Annotated in this window: 16 protein-coding genes; 11 read left to right on the top strand and 5 right to left on the bottom strand. The window is 61.1% G+C overall.

All coding sequences use genetic code 11. From position 1 onward, the window contains the following. Nucleotides 1–11: 11 nt before the first annotated feature. Nucleotides 12–1352, top strand: a complete 1341-nt coding sequence (locus tag O0879_RS17060) for a TolC family outer membrane protein (protein ID WP_099666320.1) — start codon at nucleotides 12–14, stop codon at nucleotides 1350–1352. 69 nt (nucleotides 1353–1421) lie between these two features. Here the strand turns inward: O0879_RS17060 and O0879_RS17055 are convergent, their stop codons facing one another. Then, nucleotides 1422–1889, bottom strand: coding sequence for a DMT family transporter (locus tag O0879_RS17055; protein ID WP_289917639.1), 468 nt, complete (start codon nucleotides 1887–1889; stop codon nucleotides 1422–1424). A gap of 93 nt (nucleotides 1890–1982) precedes the next feature. Here O0879_RS17055 and O0879_RS17050 point away from each other — a divergent pair, with 93 nt between their 5' ends. Next, nucleotides 1983–2888, top strand: a complete 906-nt coding sequence (locus O0879_RS17050) for a LysR substrate-binding domain-containing protein (protein ID WP_289917637.1) — start codon at nucleotides 1983–1985, stop codon at nucleotides 2886–2888. 4 nt (nucleotides 2889–2892) lie between these two features. Here the strand turns inward: O0879_RS17050 and gloA are convergent, their stop codons facing one another. The 3 genes from gloA to O0879_RS17035 all read right to left on the bottom strand — a co-directional run bounded on the left by gloA (nucleotide 2893) and on the right by O0879_RS17035 (nucleotide 4210). Next, nucleotides 2893–3300 (bottom strand): lactoylglutathione lyase, encoded by a 408-nt coding sequence (gene gloA, locus O0879_RS17045; protein ID WP_010401713.1) that lies wholly within the window; start codon nucleotides 3298–3300, stop codon nucleotides 2893–2895. A gap of 114 nt (nucleotides 3301–3414) precedes the next feature. Beyond that, a complete protein-coding gene (locus O0879_RS17040; RefSeq protein ID WP_035828320.1) occupies nucleotides 3415–3837 on the bottom strand; it encodes an OsmC family protein in 423 nt (140 codons plus the stop codon). Nucleotides 3838–3943: 106 nt separating this feature from the next. Further along, nucleotides 3944–4210: a hypothetical protein gene (locus O0879_RS17035; protein WP_099666324.1), complete on the bottom strand. Its 267-nt coding sequence runs from the start codon at nucleotides 4208–4210 to the stop codon at nucleotides 3944–3946. A gap of 262 nt (nucleotides 4211–4472) precedes the next feature. Here O0879_RS17035 and O0879_RS17030 point away from each other — a divergent pair, with 262 nt between their 5' ends. From O0879_RS17030 to can, 7 genes are all read left to right on the top strand, one after another. Further along, nucleotides 4473–5432, top strand: a complete 960-nt coding sequence (locus tag O0879_RS17030; protein ID WP_257218838.1) for an NAD kinase — start codon at nucleotides 4473–4475, stop codon at nucleotides 5430–5432. Nucleotides 5433–5479: 47 nt separating this feature from the next. Continuing rightward, nucleotides 5480–7147, top strand: a complete 1668-nt coding sequence (gene recN / locus O0879_RS17025) for a DNA repair protein RecN (RefSeq protein WP_289917632.1) — start codon at nucleotides 5480–5482, stop codon at nucleotides 7145–7147. A 272-nt stretch (nucleotides 7148–7419) separates the two neighbouring features. Continuing rightward, the gene (gene hemH, locus O0879_RS17020; protein WP_289900120.1) at nucleotides 7420–8529 is read left to right on the top strand and encodes a ferrochelatase; all 1110 of its coding nucleotides are present in this window, start codon (nucleotides 7420–7422) and stop codon (nucleotides 8527–8529) included. Nucleotides 8530–8872: 343 nt separating this feature from the next. Next, nucleotides 8873–9409: a nucleotide exchange factor GrpE gene (gene grpE, locus O0879_RS17015; RefSeq protein ID WP_077408717.1), complete on the top strand. Its 537-nt coding sequence runs from the start codon at nucleotides 8873–8875 to the stop codon at nucleotides 9407–9409. A gap of 91 nt (nucleotides 9410–9500) precedes the next feature. Beyond that, nucleotides 9501–11444, top strand: a complete 1944-nt coding sequence (gene dnaK / locus O0879_RS17010; protein WP_070290878.1) for a molecular chaperone DnaK — start codon at nucleotides 9501–9503, stop codon at nucleotides 11442–11444. Between the two features lie 163 nt (nucleotides 11445–11607). After that, on the top strand, nucleotides 11608–12741 hold the full coding sequence (dnaJ, locus tag O0879_RS17005) for a molecular chaperone DnaJ (RefSeq protein WP_034745985.1): 1134 nt from the start codon (nucleotides 11608–11610) through the stop codon (nucleotides 12739–12741). A gap of 136 nt (nucleotides 12742–12877) precedes the next feature. Beyond that, the gene (can, locus tag O0879_RS17000) at nucleotides 12878–13549 is read left to right on the top strand and encodes a carbonate dehydratase (protein ID WP_099666328.1); all 672 of its coding nucleotides are present in this window, start codon (nucleotides 12878–12880) and stop codon (nucleotides 13547–13549) included. Nucleotides 13550–13570: 21 nt separating this feature from the next. Here can and O0879_RS16995 read toward each other — a convergent pair whose 3' ends face one another. Then, nucleotides 13571–14056 carry a sel1 repeat family protein gene (locus O0879_RS16995; protein ID WP_289917630.1) on the bottom strand — a complete coding sequence of 162 codons (486 nt, stop codon included), beginning with the start codon at nucleotides 14054–14056 and terminating at the stop codon, nucleotides 13571–13573. 212 nt (nucleotides 14057–14268) lie between these two features. Here O0879_RS16995 and O0879_RS16990 point away from each other — a divergent pair, with 212 nt between their 5' ends. Further along, nucleotides 14269–15153, top strand: a complete 885-nt coding sequence (locus O0879_RS16990; RefSeq protein ID WP_289917629.1) for a TauD/TfdA family dioxygenase — start codon at nucleotides 14269–14271, stop codon at nucleotides 15151–15153. Nucleotides 15154–15244: 91 nt separating this feature from the next. Then, complete coding sequence (locus O0879_RS16985; RefSeq protein ID WP_257219071.1) at nucleotides 15245–16201, top strand: ABC transporter substrate-binding protein; 957 nt, start codon at nucleotides 15245–15247, stop codon at nucleotides 16199–16201.

The following is a 16201-nucleotide window of genomic DNA, read 5'->3' as shown; positions in this document are numbered from 1 at the left end:
GGAGAAATGCAATGCGGAAACCCCTTATCGCCGTGCTGATGACCAGCGCCTTTGTCTCGATGACATACTCGCTGCAAGCGCAGGCGGCCGATCTCATCCAGGTGTACCAGCAGGCGCTGGCCAATGACGCGCAGTACGCCAGCGCGCGCGCGGCCCTGTCGGCCGGGATGGAGCGGGTTCCGCAGGGATTGGCAGGCTTGCTGCCGCAAATCTCCGCGTCTGGCAGCAATACGCGTGGCAATCAGGAACAGATCGCCCAGAACAATGGCGGCAACAAGATCACCTCGCCGTCCGTGAATGTGCGCACGAATGCCTACAATTTGACACTGGCGCAACCGCTGTTCCGCTGGGATCGCTGGGAAACCTATCAGCAAAGCAAGCTGGCGCAGGCGATTGCCGAAGCGCAATTTGCACAAGTGCAGCAAGACCTGATCACCCGCGTGGCGCAGGCGTATTTCGATGTGCTGAGCGCGCAGGACAACCTGGGCGCCACGCAGGCGCAAAAGGTCGCCACGACGGAGCAACTGGCATCGGCCAAGCGCAACTTCGAAGTCGGCACGCAAACGATTACCGATACGCACGAAGCGCAAGCGGCTTACGACCTGGTGGTGGCGCAGGAATTTGCCGCCATCAATGACCTGGCCAACAAGCGCAGCGCCTTGCAAACCATCATCGGCGAAGCGCCGACCACCCTGGCGCCGATGCGCACGGGCGTCGTCATCAGCGCGCCCGAACCGGCTGCCGTCGAGCCGTGGGTGTCGTCCGCGGAAGAGCAGAACTACGGCGTCGTCACGGCCCAGTTCAATGTGGAATCGGCCAAGCGCGACATCGGCCGCAACCGCGCCGGCCACTACCCGACCGTGGACCTGATCGCCAACGCTGGCCATACCTATTCTTCGGGTGGCGGCAATGGCAACGGCAATAACAATAATGCCATCGGCGTGCAGTGGAGCATTCCGATCTTCAGCGGCTTTGCCGTCACCAGCAAGGTGCGCGAATCGATCGCGCTGGAAAACAAGGCCCGCAACGACCTGGAAACGGCACGTCGCACGGCCTCGCAGGGCGCGCGCCAGGCTTTCCTGGGCGTCAATAGCGGCCTGGCGCAAGTCAAGGCGCTGGAAGCGGCGGAAGTGTCGAGCAAATCGGCGCTGGAGTCGAACCAGCTCGGCTATCAAGTAGGCGTGCGCATCAATATCGACGTGTTGAATGCGCAGAAACAATTGTTCTCGACGCAGAAAGACCTGTCGAAAGCCCGCTACGACACCATCATGAACGGCTTGCGCCTGAAGGCGGCGGCCGGCACCCTGAAGGAAACGGACTTGATGCCCGTCAATGCCTTGCTCGACAAGTAAGCGCGGTCTTGCTTTGAATGAAAACCAGCCCCGGCGACGGCGCTGGTTTTTTTTCGTCTTGCCGTGTTATCACACGGCGCGGCTGTTGGCCACTTGCGTCAGGATCACGCCCGCCACCACCAGGCCCGCACCGGCCCAGTGCAGCGGAGAAATATGCTTCACGGCAAAGCCCAGCAAGCCGTAGCGGTCGATGGCCAGCGCGGCCAGCATTTGCCCGCCGATGACGGCCGCCATGAAGGGGCCGGACCCCATGCGCGGCGCCAGCATCAGCGCGGCGGTAATATAGAACACGCCGGCCGCGCCGCCCAGCCAGGACCAGCCCGGCCCGCGCATGGCGAGCTGGACATCCGGCGCCGGCACCCGCCAGACCAGCATCACGAGGGACGCGAGCACGGCGCTGACGGCCAGCGAGGCGAGGGTGGCCCACAGCGGGTGGCCCAGGTTGCGGCCCAGCGCGGCATTCGCGCCCGCCTGGAAGGGGACGACGGCGCCGGCCAGCATGGCCAGCGGGGCAAATACGGTGATCCATCCATACATGTGCGACTCCATCTTTGTTGAGTTGATGCGATCATCGTATTATGCTGTCATGATTAAATCCAATTCGTAGTTTGTCATCCAACTATGCATGAAATGAATAATCTGCGCGCCGTCGATTTGAACTTGCTGGTGATCCTGGATGCGCTGCTCAGCGAGCGCCATTTGTCGCGCGCGGCCGAACGGTTACATATGAGCCAGCCTGCCGTCAGCCATGCGCTGGCCCGCTTGCGCCACCTGCTCGGCGACCCGCTGCTACTGCGCGGCAAGGGCGGCTTCCAGCCGACGGCGCGCGCACTGGAATTGGCGCGGCCCTTGGCCGAAGCCCTGCAAAGCGTGCGTTCCGTGCTGGGCGGCGCCGTCTTCGAGGCGGCCACGGCGCAGCGCGTGTTTCGTCTGGCCATGTCGGATTACGGCGCGGCCTTGCTCTTGCCCGCTTTGCTGCGGCGTTTGCGCGCGGACGCGCCCGGCATCGACCTGGCTGTCAGCTACGCCAGCCGTCCGGCCGTGATCGCTGGCGTGCAGGATGGCGAGATCGACCTGGCGCTCGGTGTATTCCCGCAACTGCCCGAGCAGCTACACAGAGAAACTTTATTTGAGGAAACGTTCGCGTGCGCGCTCGATCCGGCCAGCCTGGCGGCCGGTGAAATGCTGAGTTTGGACACCTATCTGGCGCGTCCCCATGTGCTGGTGGCGTCCAGCGAGGGCGGCATGGCGGCCGAAGTCGACGCGGCCCTGGCCCAGCTGGGACAGACGCGCCGCATCGCCGTGCGCGTGCCGTACTGGACGGTCGCACCGGATGTCGTGAGGGGGACGGACTTGATCCTGACGGTGGCGCGGCGCGCTTTGCAGGGCAGCGCAGCGCAAGGGCTGGCACAGTACGCTGCGCCGTTTGCCATCGCGCCGTTTGCGTTTGAAGTGATACGGCACCGCCGCACGGAGGGTGACGCGGGCATCGCCTGGCTGCGCGCGGCCATTGCACAGGCCGCCGAGCCAGGCTGAGGTATTACAGGCCGCCGCCCTGGCCGTCGAACTTGCGCTCGATCAATTCGATCTTGTAGCCGTCCGGGTCGGTGATGAAGGCGATGACCGTGTTGCCGCCTTTCACGGGGCCCGGTTCGCGCGTGACGTTGCCGCCATTCGCGCGTGCCGCGTCGCAAGCGGCGACGATGTCGTCGGCCGAGATGGCGATGTGGCCATACGCCGTGCCCAGCTCGTAGCTGGTGGTGCCATAGTTATACGTCAGTTCCAGTTCCGCATGGTCGGGATTCGATCCATAGCCGACGAAGGCCAGCGTGTATTGGTATTCCGGGTTGTCGCTGGTGCGCAGCAATTTCATGCCCAGGACCTTGGTGTAAAAATCGATGGAGCGCTGCAGGTCGCCGACCCGTAACATGGTGTGCAAAATACGCATCGTAAATCCTTGAGGGTGATAGGGGAATGGCAGGATTTTATGCGTTTTACGGCTTTCTTGCCGAGGCCGCCCCTGCCGTCCGGTGATGGGACGGCAGCGGACGGCAGGCCGGCATTACTCCAGATGGGCGTCCAGGGTGATTTCCGTGGCCAGCAATTTGGATACGGGGCAGCCGAGCTTGGCGCGCAGGGCCGCGTCCTGGAACGCTTCGTCGGTGGCGCCGGGGATGGTGGCCACGAGGGTCAGGTGCACGGCCGTGATGGCATAGCTGCCATCGATTTTTTCCAGGCTGACATCGGCCGTGGTTTTCAGGGCCGTGGCGCGCAAGCCCGCCTCGCCCAGCTGGCCGGACAGGGCCATGGTGAAGCAGGCCGCATGGGCGGCGCCGATGAGTTCTTCCGGATTGCTGCCGGGACCGTCTTCGAAGCGTGTGTTGAAGCCATAGGCTACGTTGTCGAGCGCGCCGCTTTGGGTGGAAATAAACCCTTTGCCATCTTTAAGGCCGCCACTCCAGACGGCTGATCCTGTTTTTTTCATGATGTACTCCTTGCGTGGTTCGAGCGTCCATCATGCGCGCCGGGGCTTGCCGCTTCCGTTCGTTGCGTCACACTGTGGGAGCATGCGCGGCCCATGACGGTTCGACTCAGCGCGCCTTCTTTGGTTCCAGTTCTGCGTCGGGGCGTGCCTGTTTCGGTTCGGCCGGCTTGACCTTTTCCACGCCGGGCTGGGCACGCCGGTCCGTATCGACCAGGCCTTGCTCCAGGTCGCTGGCTGCCTGCTGCATGATCTTGCGCGGGCGCACGTTTTGCGCATCGGGCGATTCGTCGCGCTCGTGCGGCAGGCGGTCGACGCCGTCATTGCTGACTTTTTCCTCGGTATTGATCTTGCGTTCGCTTGGCTGGGTAGCCATATGGCCTCCTGACAGTAAAAATGATGTGCCATCAGTGTCCTGCCGCGCCGGGCTGCCCGCAAGCGGATTTGTCCGGGCAGGGAGCGCTGGCGCACGCATGGACGATTCTTTTTCTGCGCTACACTGCGTGCAACACCAAGAACGCCCCTTGCAGGCACGCGGCAGCCGCACTATACTGTGCATATATACAGTATTATGCGATGCCGGCGTGCGATGCGACAGCCTGGGGCGGTTTGCCACCGAATTCACTACCGAGACTCTTATGCCTGTCGATACACACGCCGAACAGCCAGCCGCGACCTTGCCAGCCCCGGGCGAGCGCTTCAACCTGGGCGCCAAGACCATCGCCCTGGTCGTGCGCCAGAATACGGATGGCATTGCCGAGCCCGTGAAAAGCATCGTCGATTTCCTGCAAGTGCTGGGCCACACGGTGGTCTTTGAGGCGGAGACGGCCGCGCACCTGAACCTGGCGTTTCCCGGCGTGCGCGCCATGTCGCCGGCCGAGATCGGCGCCGCCGCCGATTGCGCCATTGTCATGGGCGGCGACGGCACCATGCTGGGCATTGCGCGCCAGTTGGCGCCATTCGACGTACCTTTGATCGGTATCAATCAGGGGCGTTTGGGTTTCATGACGGATATTCCGCTCGAGCGCATGCTGCCCGTGCTGGCGCAAATTCTCGGCGGCCGCTTCAAGGCCGAACGCCGCACCTTGCTTGAAGGCAGCGTGCTGCGTGACGGCGAGTCGATACATGTGGGCATGGCCGTCAACGATGTCGTCGTCTCGCGCGGCGGCGGCGCCGGTATGGCCGAATTGCGCGTCGAGGTCGATGGCCACTTCATGTACAACCAGCGCTCGGATGGCTTGATCATTTCCACGCCTACGGGCTCGACCGCATACTCGCTGTCGGCCGGCGGCCCCCTGCTGCATCCGACCCTGGGCGGCATCGTGCTCGTGCCGATCGCCCCGCATGCGTTGTCGAACCGCCCCATCGTCTTGCCCGATTCCAGCCAGATCGTCGTGGAAATCGTGCGCGGGCGCGATATCAGCGTCAATTTCGACATGCAGACCTTTGCCAGCCTGGTGCAGCAAGACCGCATCCTCATCCGCCGTTCGCCACATGCGATTACCTTCCTGCATCCGGAAGGGTGGAGTTACTACAACACCCTGCGTGAAAAATTGCACTGGAATGAGTACCCGTCTGGCGAGGGCAAGCTCAGCTAACATTTTCTCCACGTCAACCCGCGGTGCGCCGCCCAACCACAGAAGCCATGCTCCATACACTGTCCATTCGCGATTTTGTCATTGTCGATACCATTGAACTGGAATTTTCCGCCGGCTTCAGCGTGCTGACGGGGGAGACGGGCGCCGGCAAGTCCATCCTCATCGATGCGCTGACCCTGGCGCTGGGCGGGCGCGGCGACGCCAGCGTGGTGCGCGAAGGCGCGGCCAAGGCCGACATCACGGCCGATTTTTCCGTCAGCGAGGTGGCGCAAGCGTGGCTGGTGGCCAATGAGTTCGCCAACGACGAGGGCGGCGCCCTGTTGCGCCGCGTAATCGACAACGCGGGCCGCTCGAAAGCGTATATCAACGGCATCCCCGCCACGGCCGCGCAGCTGCGCGAGCTGGGCGACATGCTGGTCGACATCCACGGCCAGCATGCGCACCAGTCCTTGCTGAAAAGCGAGGCGCAGCGCGCCTTGCTCGACGGCCAGGCGACGGCGCGCGAAGCGGGCGCGGAGCAGGATGCGCGGCAAGTGGCGGCCCTGCACAAGCGCTGGCGCGCCCTCGTGCGCCAGCGCGAGGAATTCGAAACGAATGCCGCCAACGTGCTGTACGAGCGCGAACGCCTGGAATGGCAAGTGGGAGAATTGGAAAAACTGGCCGCCAAGCCCGGCGAATGGACGGAGATCACGAACGAGCACAGCCGCCTGTCGCACGCGGCCAGCCTGCTGGAAGGGGCGCAGGAAGCCTTGTCCATCATTTCTGAGCAGGAAGACCATCCGATCGTGTCGCAACTGTCGGGCCTGAACCAGAAGCTGGGCAAGCTGGTGTCCGTCGATGCGGAATTGCAACCGATTGTCGACCTGATCGAATCGTCGCGCATTCAATTACAGGAATCCGTGTACGCGCTGAACAATTACCTGGACCGGGTCGAACTGGACCCGGAGCGCTTGCACCAGCTCGACGCGCGCATGGAAGCCATGCACAGCACGGCGCGCAAATTCCGCGTCACGCCGGAAGAGTTGCCTGAGGAACACGCGAAGCTGTCGGAAAAGCTGCAGCATCTTGCCGACGCCTCCGACATCGAGGGCTTGCTGCGCCAGGAAGCGAAGATCGAGGCGGAATACCGCGCCGTTGCCGAACGGTTATCAAACACGCGGCGCGCCGCCGCCCTGGAACTGGGCCATGCCGTCACGCGCGCCATGCAGGAACTGAGCATGACGGGTGGCAGCTTTGAAATCGCCCTGCACCCGTGCGAACCGGCCGCCCACGGGCTCGAACAAGTGGAGTTTCTCGTCGCCGGCCATGCGGGCACGGCGCCCCGCTCGCTGGCGAAAGTCGCGTCCGGCGGCGAACTGGCGCGCATCGCGCTGGCCATCTCCGTCATCACCTCGCACGCCACCACCACGCCGACCCTGATCTTCGACGAGGTCGACAGCGGTATCGGCGGCGCCGTCGCTGAAGTGGTGGGGCGGCTGTTGAAACGCCTGGGGCAGGGACGGCAAGTGCTGTGCGTAACCCACTTGCCGCAAGTGGCCAGCCAGGCGAATCAGCATTTCCAGGTGGCAAAAAGCACCCTGGACAATGGCAAGACGGCGTCGCGCATCGACATGCTCGACGCCAAGGCCCGGGTGGAAGAAGTGGCGCGCATGCTGGGCGGCCTGGAAATCACGGCCACCACGCGCAAGCATGCGCGCGAATTGCTGGCTATCTAGTACACCTAACCAAACCTACTGCGCGTCGCGGGTCGCGGCCTGCGATGCTCACTGCCTCGGCGGCCCCATGCTTCGCACAGCTGCGCTGCTCGGGCCAACGGGGGCGCCGAGCCTCGCTGCCGCTCGCTACGGTTTTGTTAGGCGTTGTTAGCGTAAACCGGTCTGGCGAGAATGGCAGTTAGCCTTATGCCGTTCCTTTCCATCTTTCCCGATGTTGACGCAATGTAACTATAATGGTCGGCTAATCCATCCAACGCCTTCGAAGAGCTTTCATGTCATTTCAAACAGAACCGCCGTACACGCATGGCAGTATCGACCGCAGCGCCGTGGTGCTGGTCAACCTGGGCACGCCCGATGCGCCGACCTCGTCGGCCGTGCGGCGCTACCTGAAGCAATTTTTGTCCGACCCGCGCGTGGTGGAGATTCCCCGTCTCGTCTGGTGGTTCATTTTGAACCTGATCATTTTGCCTTTCCGCTCCGGCCAGTCGGCCAAGAAATACGCATCGATCTGGACGCGCGACGGTTCGCCCCTGAAAGTGCACACGCAAAAGCAGGCGAAATTGCTGGCCGGCGCCTTGGCCGAGCGGGGGCACGACGGCGTCACCGTCGCCATGGCCATGCGCTACGGTTCGCCTTCGCTGCCCGAAGTGCTGGCCAGGCTGAAAAGCGAAGGCTGCGAGCGTATCGCCATCCTGCCTGCCTATCCGCAATACTCGGGCACGACGACGGGTTCCATCTACGACGCCGTGTTTGCCCATTACGCCACGGTGCGCAATGTGCCGGAATTGCGCTTTATCAAGCAGTATCACGAGCACGACACGTATATCGACGCCTTGCGCGATTCCGTGCTGAACCATTGGGAAGCGCATGGCCGTCCCGAAAAACTGGTGATGAGCTTTCATGGCGTGCCCAAGCGTACCTTGCTGCTCGGCGATCCCTACCACTGCCAATGTCTGAAAACGGCGCGCTTGCTGGCGGAAAAGTTGAAGTTGAGCAAAGATCAATACGTGGTGACCTTCCAGTCGCGCTTTGGCAAGGCTGAATGGCTGCAGCCGTACACGGCGCCCACCCTCGTGGCGCTGGCGCAACAGGGTGTCAAGCGCGTCGACCTGCTGTGTCCGGGCTTTACCAGCGATTGCCTGGAAACCCTGGAAGAGATTGCCATGGAAGCCAAGCATGACTTCGAAGCGGCAGGCGGCCAGCAATTTCATTACATCGCTTGCCTGAACGAAACGCCAGCCTGGATCGCGGGCCTGGCGGAAATTGCCGAACAGCACATGATTGGCTGGCCGACGATGAAGACGGCGGCGCAGCGCGAAGCGGACAAGAAGGCGGGCGAGCAGGCGCGCACGGCGGCCCTGGCCCTGGGCGCGTCGAATTAAAGGAAATTATTTTTTGACAATAAAAAGCCGCGCTTGCGCGGCTTTGTCATGTCTGGCGCAGCCAAGGGGTTTTCCGAATAGCAACATCGCCAGTGGCGATGGCTGCGGCGGGGCTGGTAGAATGCCCGCTTTGCCGTGGGAAGCCTGGAAAATCAAGGGGGCGCGCACGGATCGCTGCCTGAAATGGGAAGTGCTTTGTAATAAGCTGTAACATGGATCGCTGTAATTCCGGTTTTGCCATGCATACCCCTTGAAACAATAGGATATAGCCCCATCTGCCCGTTAGTGTTGTAAAGATAGTTAGACTAACTCATTTAAGTCATTGATTGTAGGAGCTTTTCAGATGCAAGATCAGGAAAACCAAGCTGTACCTAATCCGCAAGCGGACGCCGCGGCGACTGCCCCATCGACTCCCGCAGAGCCTACTTTGGAAGAGCAGCTGGCGAGTACCGAAGCGCGTCTTGCAGAGATGCACGATGCCTTCATGCGTGCCAAGGCCGATGGCGAAAATATCCGCCGCCGCGCGCAGGAAGATGTTGCTAAAGCGCATAAATTCGCAGTGGAAAGCTTTGCCGAAGCCATGGTGCCGGTGAAAGACAGCCTGGAAACGGCGCTGACGGTGGAAGCACCGACCATCGACTCGCTGAAAGAAGGCGTCGAGATGACCCTGAAGCAACTGAACGCCGCGTTCGAGCGCAACCGCCTGGTGGAAGTGTTGCCGGTGCAGGGCGAGAAGCTCGATCCGATGAAACACCAGGCTGTTGCCGTGGTGCCAGCGGACCAGGAAGCCAATACCATCGTGTCAGTCCTGCAAAAGGGCTATATGATTGCGGACCGCCTGCTGCGTCCAGCCATTGTAACGACCGCGCAAGCAAAATAATCAGAGGGCGGCATCAAGCAAGCCTTGAAACCATGCCGCTTTGCCACATATAAGAACCATCTGAAATCTAGCAAATAAAAGGAAAAAAATCATGGGTAGAATTATCGGTATCGATCTGGGAACCACGAATTCCTGCGTTTCCATCATGGAAAACGGTCAACCAAAGGTAATCGAAAACGCTGAAGGCGCACGCACGACGCCGTCGATTATTGCTTATCAAGAAGATGGCGAAATTCTCGTCGGCGCGCCGGCGAAACGCCAGGCTGTGACCAATCCGAAAAACACGCTGTACGCAGTCAAGCGTTTGATCGGTCGCAAGTTCGACGAAAAAGAAGTGCAAAAAGACATCGCGCTGATGCCGTACCAAATCATGAAAGCCGACAACGGCGATGCATGGATCGGCGTACGCGACAAAAAACTGGCGCCGCCGCAAATTTCGGCTGAAGTCCTGCGCAAGATGAAGAAAACGGCAGAAGACTACCTCGGTGAAGAAGTCACCGAAGCCGTCATCACCGTGCCTGCGTACTTCAACGACTCGCAGCGTCAAGCTACCAAGGATGCCGGCCGTATCGCTGGCCTGGACGTCAAGCGCATCATCAACGAGCCAACCGCGGCAGCGCTGGCGTTCGGCCTGGACAAGACCGAAAAAGGCGACCGTAAAATCGCCGTGTATGACTTGGGTGGCGGTACGTTCGACGTGTCGATCATCGAAATCGCGGATGTTGATGGCGAGAAACAATTTGAAGTGCTGTCGACCAACGGCGACACCTTCCTGGGCGGCGAAGACTTCGACCAGCGCGTCATCGATTACATCATCGACGAGTTCAAGAAGATCAACGGCATCGACCTGAAAAAAGATCCGATCGCCCTGCAGCGCATCAAGGCTTCGGCCGAGCGCGCGAAGATCGAATTGTCGTCGTCGCAACAAACCGAGATCAACGAGCCGTACATCGCCATGGCGAACGGCGCACCGGTCCACTTGAACCTGAAGATGACCCGCGCCAAGTTGGAATCGCTGGTGGAAGAGCTGATCACGGCCACGATGGAACCATGCCGTACCGCTATCAAAGATGCTGGCGTGAAAGTGTCGGACATCGATGACATCATCCTGGTCGGCGGTATGACGCGTATGCCGAAGGTACAGGAAAAAGTGAAGGAATTCTTCGGCAAGGATCCACGCAAGGACGTGAACCCGGACGAAGCCGTCGCCGTGGGCGCAGCGATTCAAGGTTCGGTCCTGTCGGGCGAACGCAAGGATTTGCTGTTGCTGGACGTCACCCCTCTGTCCCTGGGTATCGAAACCCTGGGCGGCGTGATGACCAAGATGATCCACAAAAACACGACGATTCCGACCAAGTTCAGCCAGGTCTTCTCGACGGCCGACGACAACCAGCCTGCGGTGACCATCAAGGTCTTCCAGGGTGAGCGCGAAATCGCCGCCGGCAACAAGGGTCTGGGCGAATTCAATCTGGAAGGCATCCCGCCAGCATCGCGCGGCACGCCACAGATCGAAGTGACCTTCGACATCGACGCCAACGGCATCTTGCATGTCGGCGCGAAAGACAAGGCCACCGGCAAGGAAAACAAGATCACGATCAAGGCCAATTCCGGCTTGACCGAGGCTGAAATCCAGAAGATGGTGAAAGACGCCGAGTTGAACGCGGAAGAAGACAAGAAGGTCAAAGAATTGGCCGAGTCGCGCAACCAGGCCGATGCTCTGGTACACTCGACCCGGAAATCCTTGACCGAATACGGCGACAAGCTCGATGCGGGCGAGAAAGAGAAGATCGAAGCGGCGATCACCGACCTGGAAGCAAGCATCAAGGCGGGCGACAAGGCTGAGATCGACGCCAAGGTGGAAGCACTGTCGAGCGCATCGCAGAAACTGGGCGAAAAAATGTATGCCGACATGCAAGCGCAGCAAGCTGCCGGCGGCGCGGAAGGTGCACAGCAAGCTGCTGGCGCATCGGACGCAGGCGCCAAGCAAGACGACGTTGTTGACGCTGACTTCAAAGAAGTCAAAGACAGCAAGTAATTGTCTTGCGCTCCCATGAACTGGGGGTAGCCGGGCTGAACGCTACATCGCGGGATTAGCCGCGAAGACCGGCCGAGCCGAGTCGCTGCGCCTAGCGCAGCACTCGACTCGGCTTTTTCGTGTAATTTTTACATCAGTAGATAGACTGCAAGGTGCCGACAACATGGCAAAGCGTGATTTTTACGAGACACTCGGTGTCGCAAAAAATGCTTCGGAAGAAGAGATCAAAAAGTCTTACCGTAAACTGGCGATGAAATACCATCCGGACCGCAATCCGGATAGCAAGGAATCGGAAGAAAAGTTTAAGGAAGTCAAAGAAGCCTACGAGATGCTGACCAATCCGGAAAAGCGCGATGCGTATGACCGTTACGGTCACGCTGGCGTGGATCCGAACATGGGCGGCGGTGGCGGCTTCGGCGGCGGTGCTGGCGGCTTTGCCGACAGCTTCGGCGATATCTTCGGCGACATCTTTGGCGGTGGCGGTGGACGCAGCCGCAATGCTGGTCCACAGGTGTACCGTGGCGCCGACTTGCGCTACAACCTGGAAATTACACTGGAGCAAGCTGCTCACGGCTTCGACACGACCATCCGCGTGCCGAGCTGGGATAAGTGCGACACTTGCCACGGCAGCGGCGCCAAGCCGGGCACCTCGCCCACCACCTGCGGTACTTGTGGTGGCCACGGCCAGGTGCGCATGCAGCAAGGTTTCTTCAGCATCCAGCAAACCTGCCCGAAATGCCATGGCAGCGGCAAGGTCATCACTGACCCGTGCACGCCATGCGGCGGTGCCGGTCGCATCAAGCGCAACAAGACCCTGGAAGTGAAAATTCCAGTCGGTATCGACAACGGCATGCGTATCCGTTCGTCCGGCAACGGCGAACCGGGCACGAATGGCGGTCCGTCGGGCGACCTGTATGTGGAAATCCACATCAAGCCGCACGCCGTGTTCCAGCGCGAAGGCGACGACTTGCATTGCGAAATGCCGATTTCGTTCACCAAGGCGGCCCTGGGCGGCGAAATCGAAGTGCCGACGCTGAACGGCAAAGTGTCGTTCACGATTCCCGAAGGCACCCAGTCAGGTAAAACCTTCCGCCTGAAAGGCAAGGGTATCAAGGGCGTGCGCTCCGGTTACGCGGGCGACCTGTTCTGCCACGTGGCCATCGAAACACCGGTGAAACTGACGGAAAAACAGAAAGACCTGCTGCGCGACTTTGAAAAGTCGACGACCGAGGGCGGTGCCAAGCACAGTCCGCAAAGCAAGACCTGGAAAGACAAGGTCAAGGATTTTTTTGAGTAAGCACACGTAATACCATGCGCCGGGATGCTGAAACATCCCGGCGTTTTTTTCACCGCGACTGAGAAATATGCGCGCATCGCCGGCCTATGAGCGCGATCTGCCGCCAACTCAGTCGTACGCACACAATGGGAGCGATATGACCGAACCGAAAAATGGCCTGGCCCTGGCGGAACTGCTGCAGCGTAACCGCCGCTGGGCCGACTCGATGGTGGCGAAAGACCCGAACTTCTTCAAGAATCTGGAAGCGCAAACGTCGCCCGAATACCTGTGGATCGGCTGCTCCGACAGCCGCGTGCCCGCCAACGAACTGCTGGGCATGGCGCCTGGCGACGTGTTTGTGCACCGTAATATTGCCAACGTGGTCGTGCATTCCGACCTCAATTGCCTGTCTGTCCTGCAATTTGCCGTGGACGTGCTGAAAGTCAAACATGTCATCATCGTCGGCCATTACGGCTGCAAGGGCGTGCATGCGGCCATGACGGGCACGCGCATCGGCCTGGTCGACAACTGGCTGCGCCACGTCCAGGACGTGGGCCAGAAGCATGAGCGCTACCTGGGCGACGTGCTGACCAGCCGCCAGCGGGGCGACCGCTTGTGCGAACTGAACGTGGTGGAACAAGTCTTGAACGTGTGCCAGACCACCATCGTGCAAGATGCGTGGGAACGCGGTCAGGAACTCAGCGTCCATGGCTGGGTCTATGGCTTGAAGGATGGCTTGCTGAACGACCTGGAAGTGACCGTCAAGGCAGGCCACGAACTGGCGCCGCGCATGGCGGCCCGCCTGGCCCGTTACGAAGCAACGGCGTAAGCCAGCAATGCTGGCGCGGCGCTAAGGTGCCGCGCCTTCCAGGCGGCCCAGGTAGTCGGCCGCCTCCCGCACGCCCTCTTGCGCCGCCTGGCGCAGCCAGGTCTTGGCCTGGGGAATGTCCTGCGGCGTGCCCCGGCCTTCGGCCAGCGCCACGCCATAGTGGTAGCGCGCCAGCCGCGCGTAGGCGGCGTCATCATTCGTATGCGCGCCGCGCCGCATCAGCGCCGTCGCCTGCGCCAGGTTCTTGGTCACACCGATGCCCGTTTCATACAGCTGGGCCAGCCAAATCATCGAATACACATCGTTCCAGCGCCGGATGCAATCCTCAAAGATGGCGACGGCGGCCGCATGGTCGCCCGTCTTGTCGGCCGCATAGCCGTACAAACACTTGATGCGCTTGTCGCTGTGCACATAGGCTTTGTAGCTGAGATCACTTTCACCCTGGCTATCCTGGGCATGGACGGGAACGGTAAACAGCAAGGCGAGCAGCAGGGCGTAGATGGGCATGGCTTTCCCGGGGCTAGGGTTAAAGCTTGGTAGATAAGCAAGTTGCGTGCTAGCGCCATTCCCGGGCAAGGCCGGTACTGCTGTGCCAATTCGTGACAGCCGCTGTGGCAGCGTGGCGCAACGCGCCGCGCATATCCATATAGTAAATGCTTCGTTTGCAAGCAAGGCTGGCCGGCATACAGTGGACTTCCCCTGACTCTAGTCGAGTTCCCATGTCGGCCGTCCTGAAACCCGCGTTTTCTTCCAGCCCGTTCCGTATCGAGACTTTCGATGCGCCGCTCGGCGCGCAAGTGCTGGGGCTGGACCTGGCGCAGCCGCTGTCGCTGGGCGACTTCCAGCGCCTGCACCACGCCCACCTCGACCATCACGTGCTGGTGTTCCGCGACCAGCGCATCACGCCGCAGCAGCAAGTCGATTTCAGCCGCCGCTTCGGCCCCCTGCAAATCCACGTGCTGCGCCAGTTCCAGCTGCCCACGCAGCCGGAAGTGCTGATCATCTCGAACATCGTCGAGGCTGGCCAGCCCATCGGCCTGGGCGACGCGGGCCATTTCTGGCATTCCGACCTGTCGTACAAGGAAGTGCCCAGCCTCGGTTCCATGTTGCACGCGCAAGAATTGCCGCAGGACGGAGGCGATACCGTGTTTGCGAATATGCACCTGGCGTGGGAAAGCTTGCCGGCCGCGCTGCGCCACGCCGTGCGCGGCGCCCGCGCCGAGCACAGCTATTTGAATCAGTACGAGGAATTGCGCCGCCGCAACCCATGGCGGCCCGCCCTGACGCAGGCGCAGGTCGATGAAGTCAAACCCGTGACGCACCCCGCCGTGCGCGTGCACCCGGAAACGGGGCGCCGCGCCCTGTTCGTCAGCGAGCATTTCACCACGCGTATCGTCGGCTTGCCCGACGATGAAAGCCGTGCCCTGCTCGATGAACTGTTTGCCCACAGCGTACGCCCGGAGCATTTATATGTGCACCGCTGGCAGCCGTACGACCTGGTGTTCTGGGACAACCGCTCGCTGATGCACCTGGCGACGGGCTGCCCGCCCGACCAGCGCCGCAAGTTGTATCGCACCACCATCGAAGGCGATGCGCCTTACTGATTTTTTGATTGTTGATCTGACTCAAGGAGTGTCCATGTTGCCGATCTTTAGCTTTGCCCGCCGCCTGCTCGCCGCCATCGCCCTGCTGTGCATGGCCATGCCCATGGCCCGGGCTGAAGGGCAGATCCGCATCGCGGGCCAGCATGGCATCACCTTCTTGCTGCTCAATATTGCGCAGGAACAAAAGCTGATCGAAAAGCATGGCAAACAGCAGGGCGTCGATGTCAAGGTCGAGTGGATCACCCTGTCCGGCGGGCCGGCCATCAATGACGCTTTGTTGTCGGGCAATATCGATATCGCGGGGGCTGGGCTGGGGCCGCTGCTGACCATCTGGGACCGCACCAAGGGAAGGCAGAACGTACGCGGCGTGGCTTCGCTGGGCAATTTTCCCTACTATTTGATCAGCAACAACCCCAAGGTGAAAACCCTGGCGGACTTGACGGACAAGGACCGCATCGCCTTGCCCGCCGTGTCCGTTTCCGTGCAGGCGCGCATCTTGCAGATGGCGGTGGCGAAGCAGTGGGGCGACAAGGAATTCGCCCGCCTCGATAAGATCACGCAAACCCTGCCGCACCCTGACGCGGCGGCCGCCATCATCGCCGGCGGCACGGAGCTGACCGGCCACTTCGGCAATTCGCCGTTCCAGGAACAGGAACTGGCGCAAAACCCGAACGCCCACATCATCCTGAACTCGTACGACGTGCAAGGCGGGCCCAGCTCGTCGACCCTGCTGTATGCGACGGAAAAGTACCGCAAGGACAATCCAAAGACTTACCGCGCCTTCATCGCCGCCTTGGCGGAAGCGGCGCAGTATGCGAGCAGCAATCCGCAAGGCGCCGCCGACATCTATATCAAGGTCAACAAGAGTAAGGTGGACCGCAATTTGCTGCTGAAAATCTTTGCGAATCCGCAAGTGCAATTCAAGATCGCGCCGCAAAACACCCATGGCCTGGCGCAATTTTTGCACCGCGTGAACGCCATCCGCAACCTGCCTGACAGCTGGCGCGACTACTTCTTTGACGACCCTGCCATTACGCAAGGAGGCTGA

Origin of the sequence: Janthinobacterium sp. SUN120 (assembly GCF_030397735.1) — a bacterium.
In the GTDB taxonomy this organism is placed as follows: domain Bacteria; phylum Pseudomonadota; class Gammaproteobacteria; order Burkholderiales; family Burkholderiaceae_D; genus Janthinobacterium; species Janthinobacterium kumbetense.
Note: the sequence above shows the minus strand (reverse complement) of the source record. Positions and strands in the feature narration are given on the sequence as shown.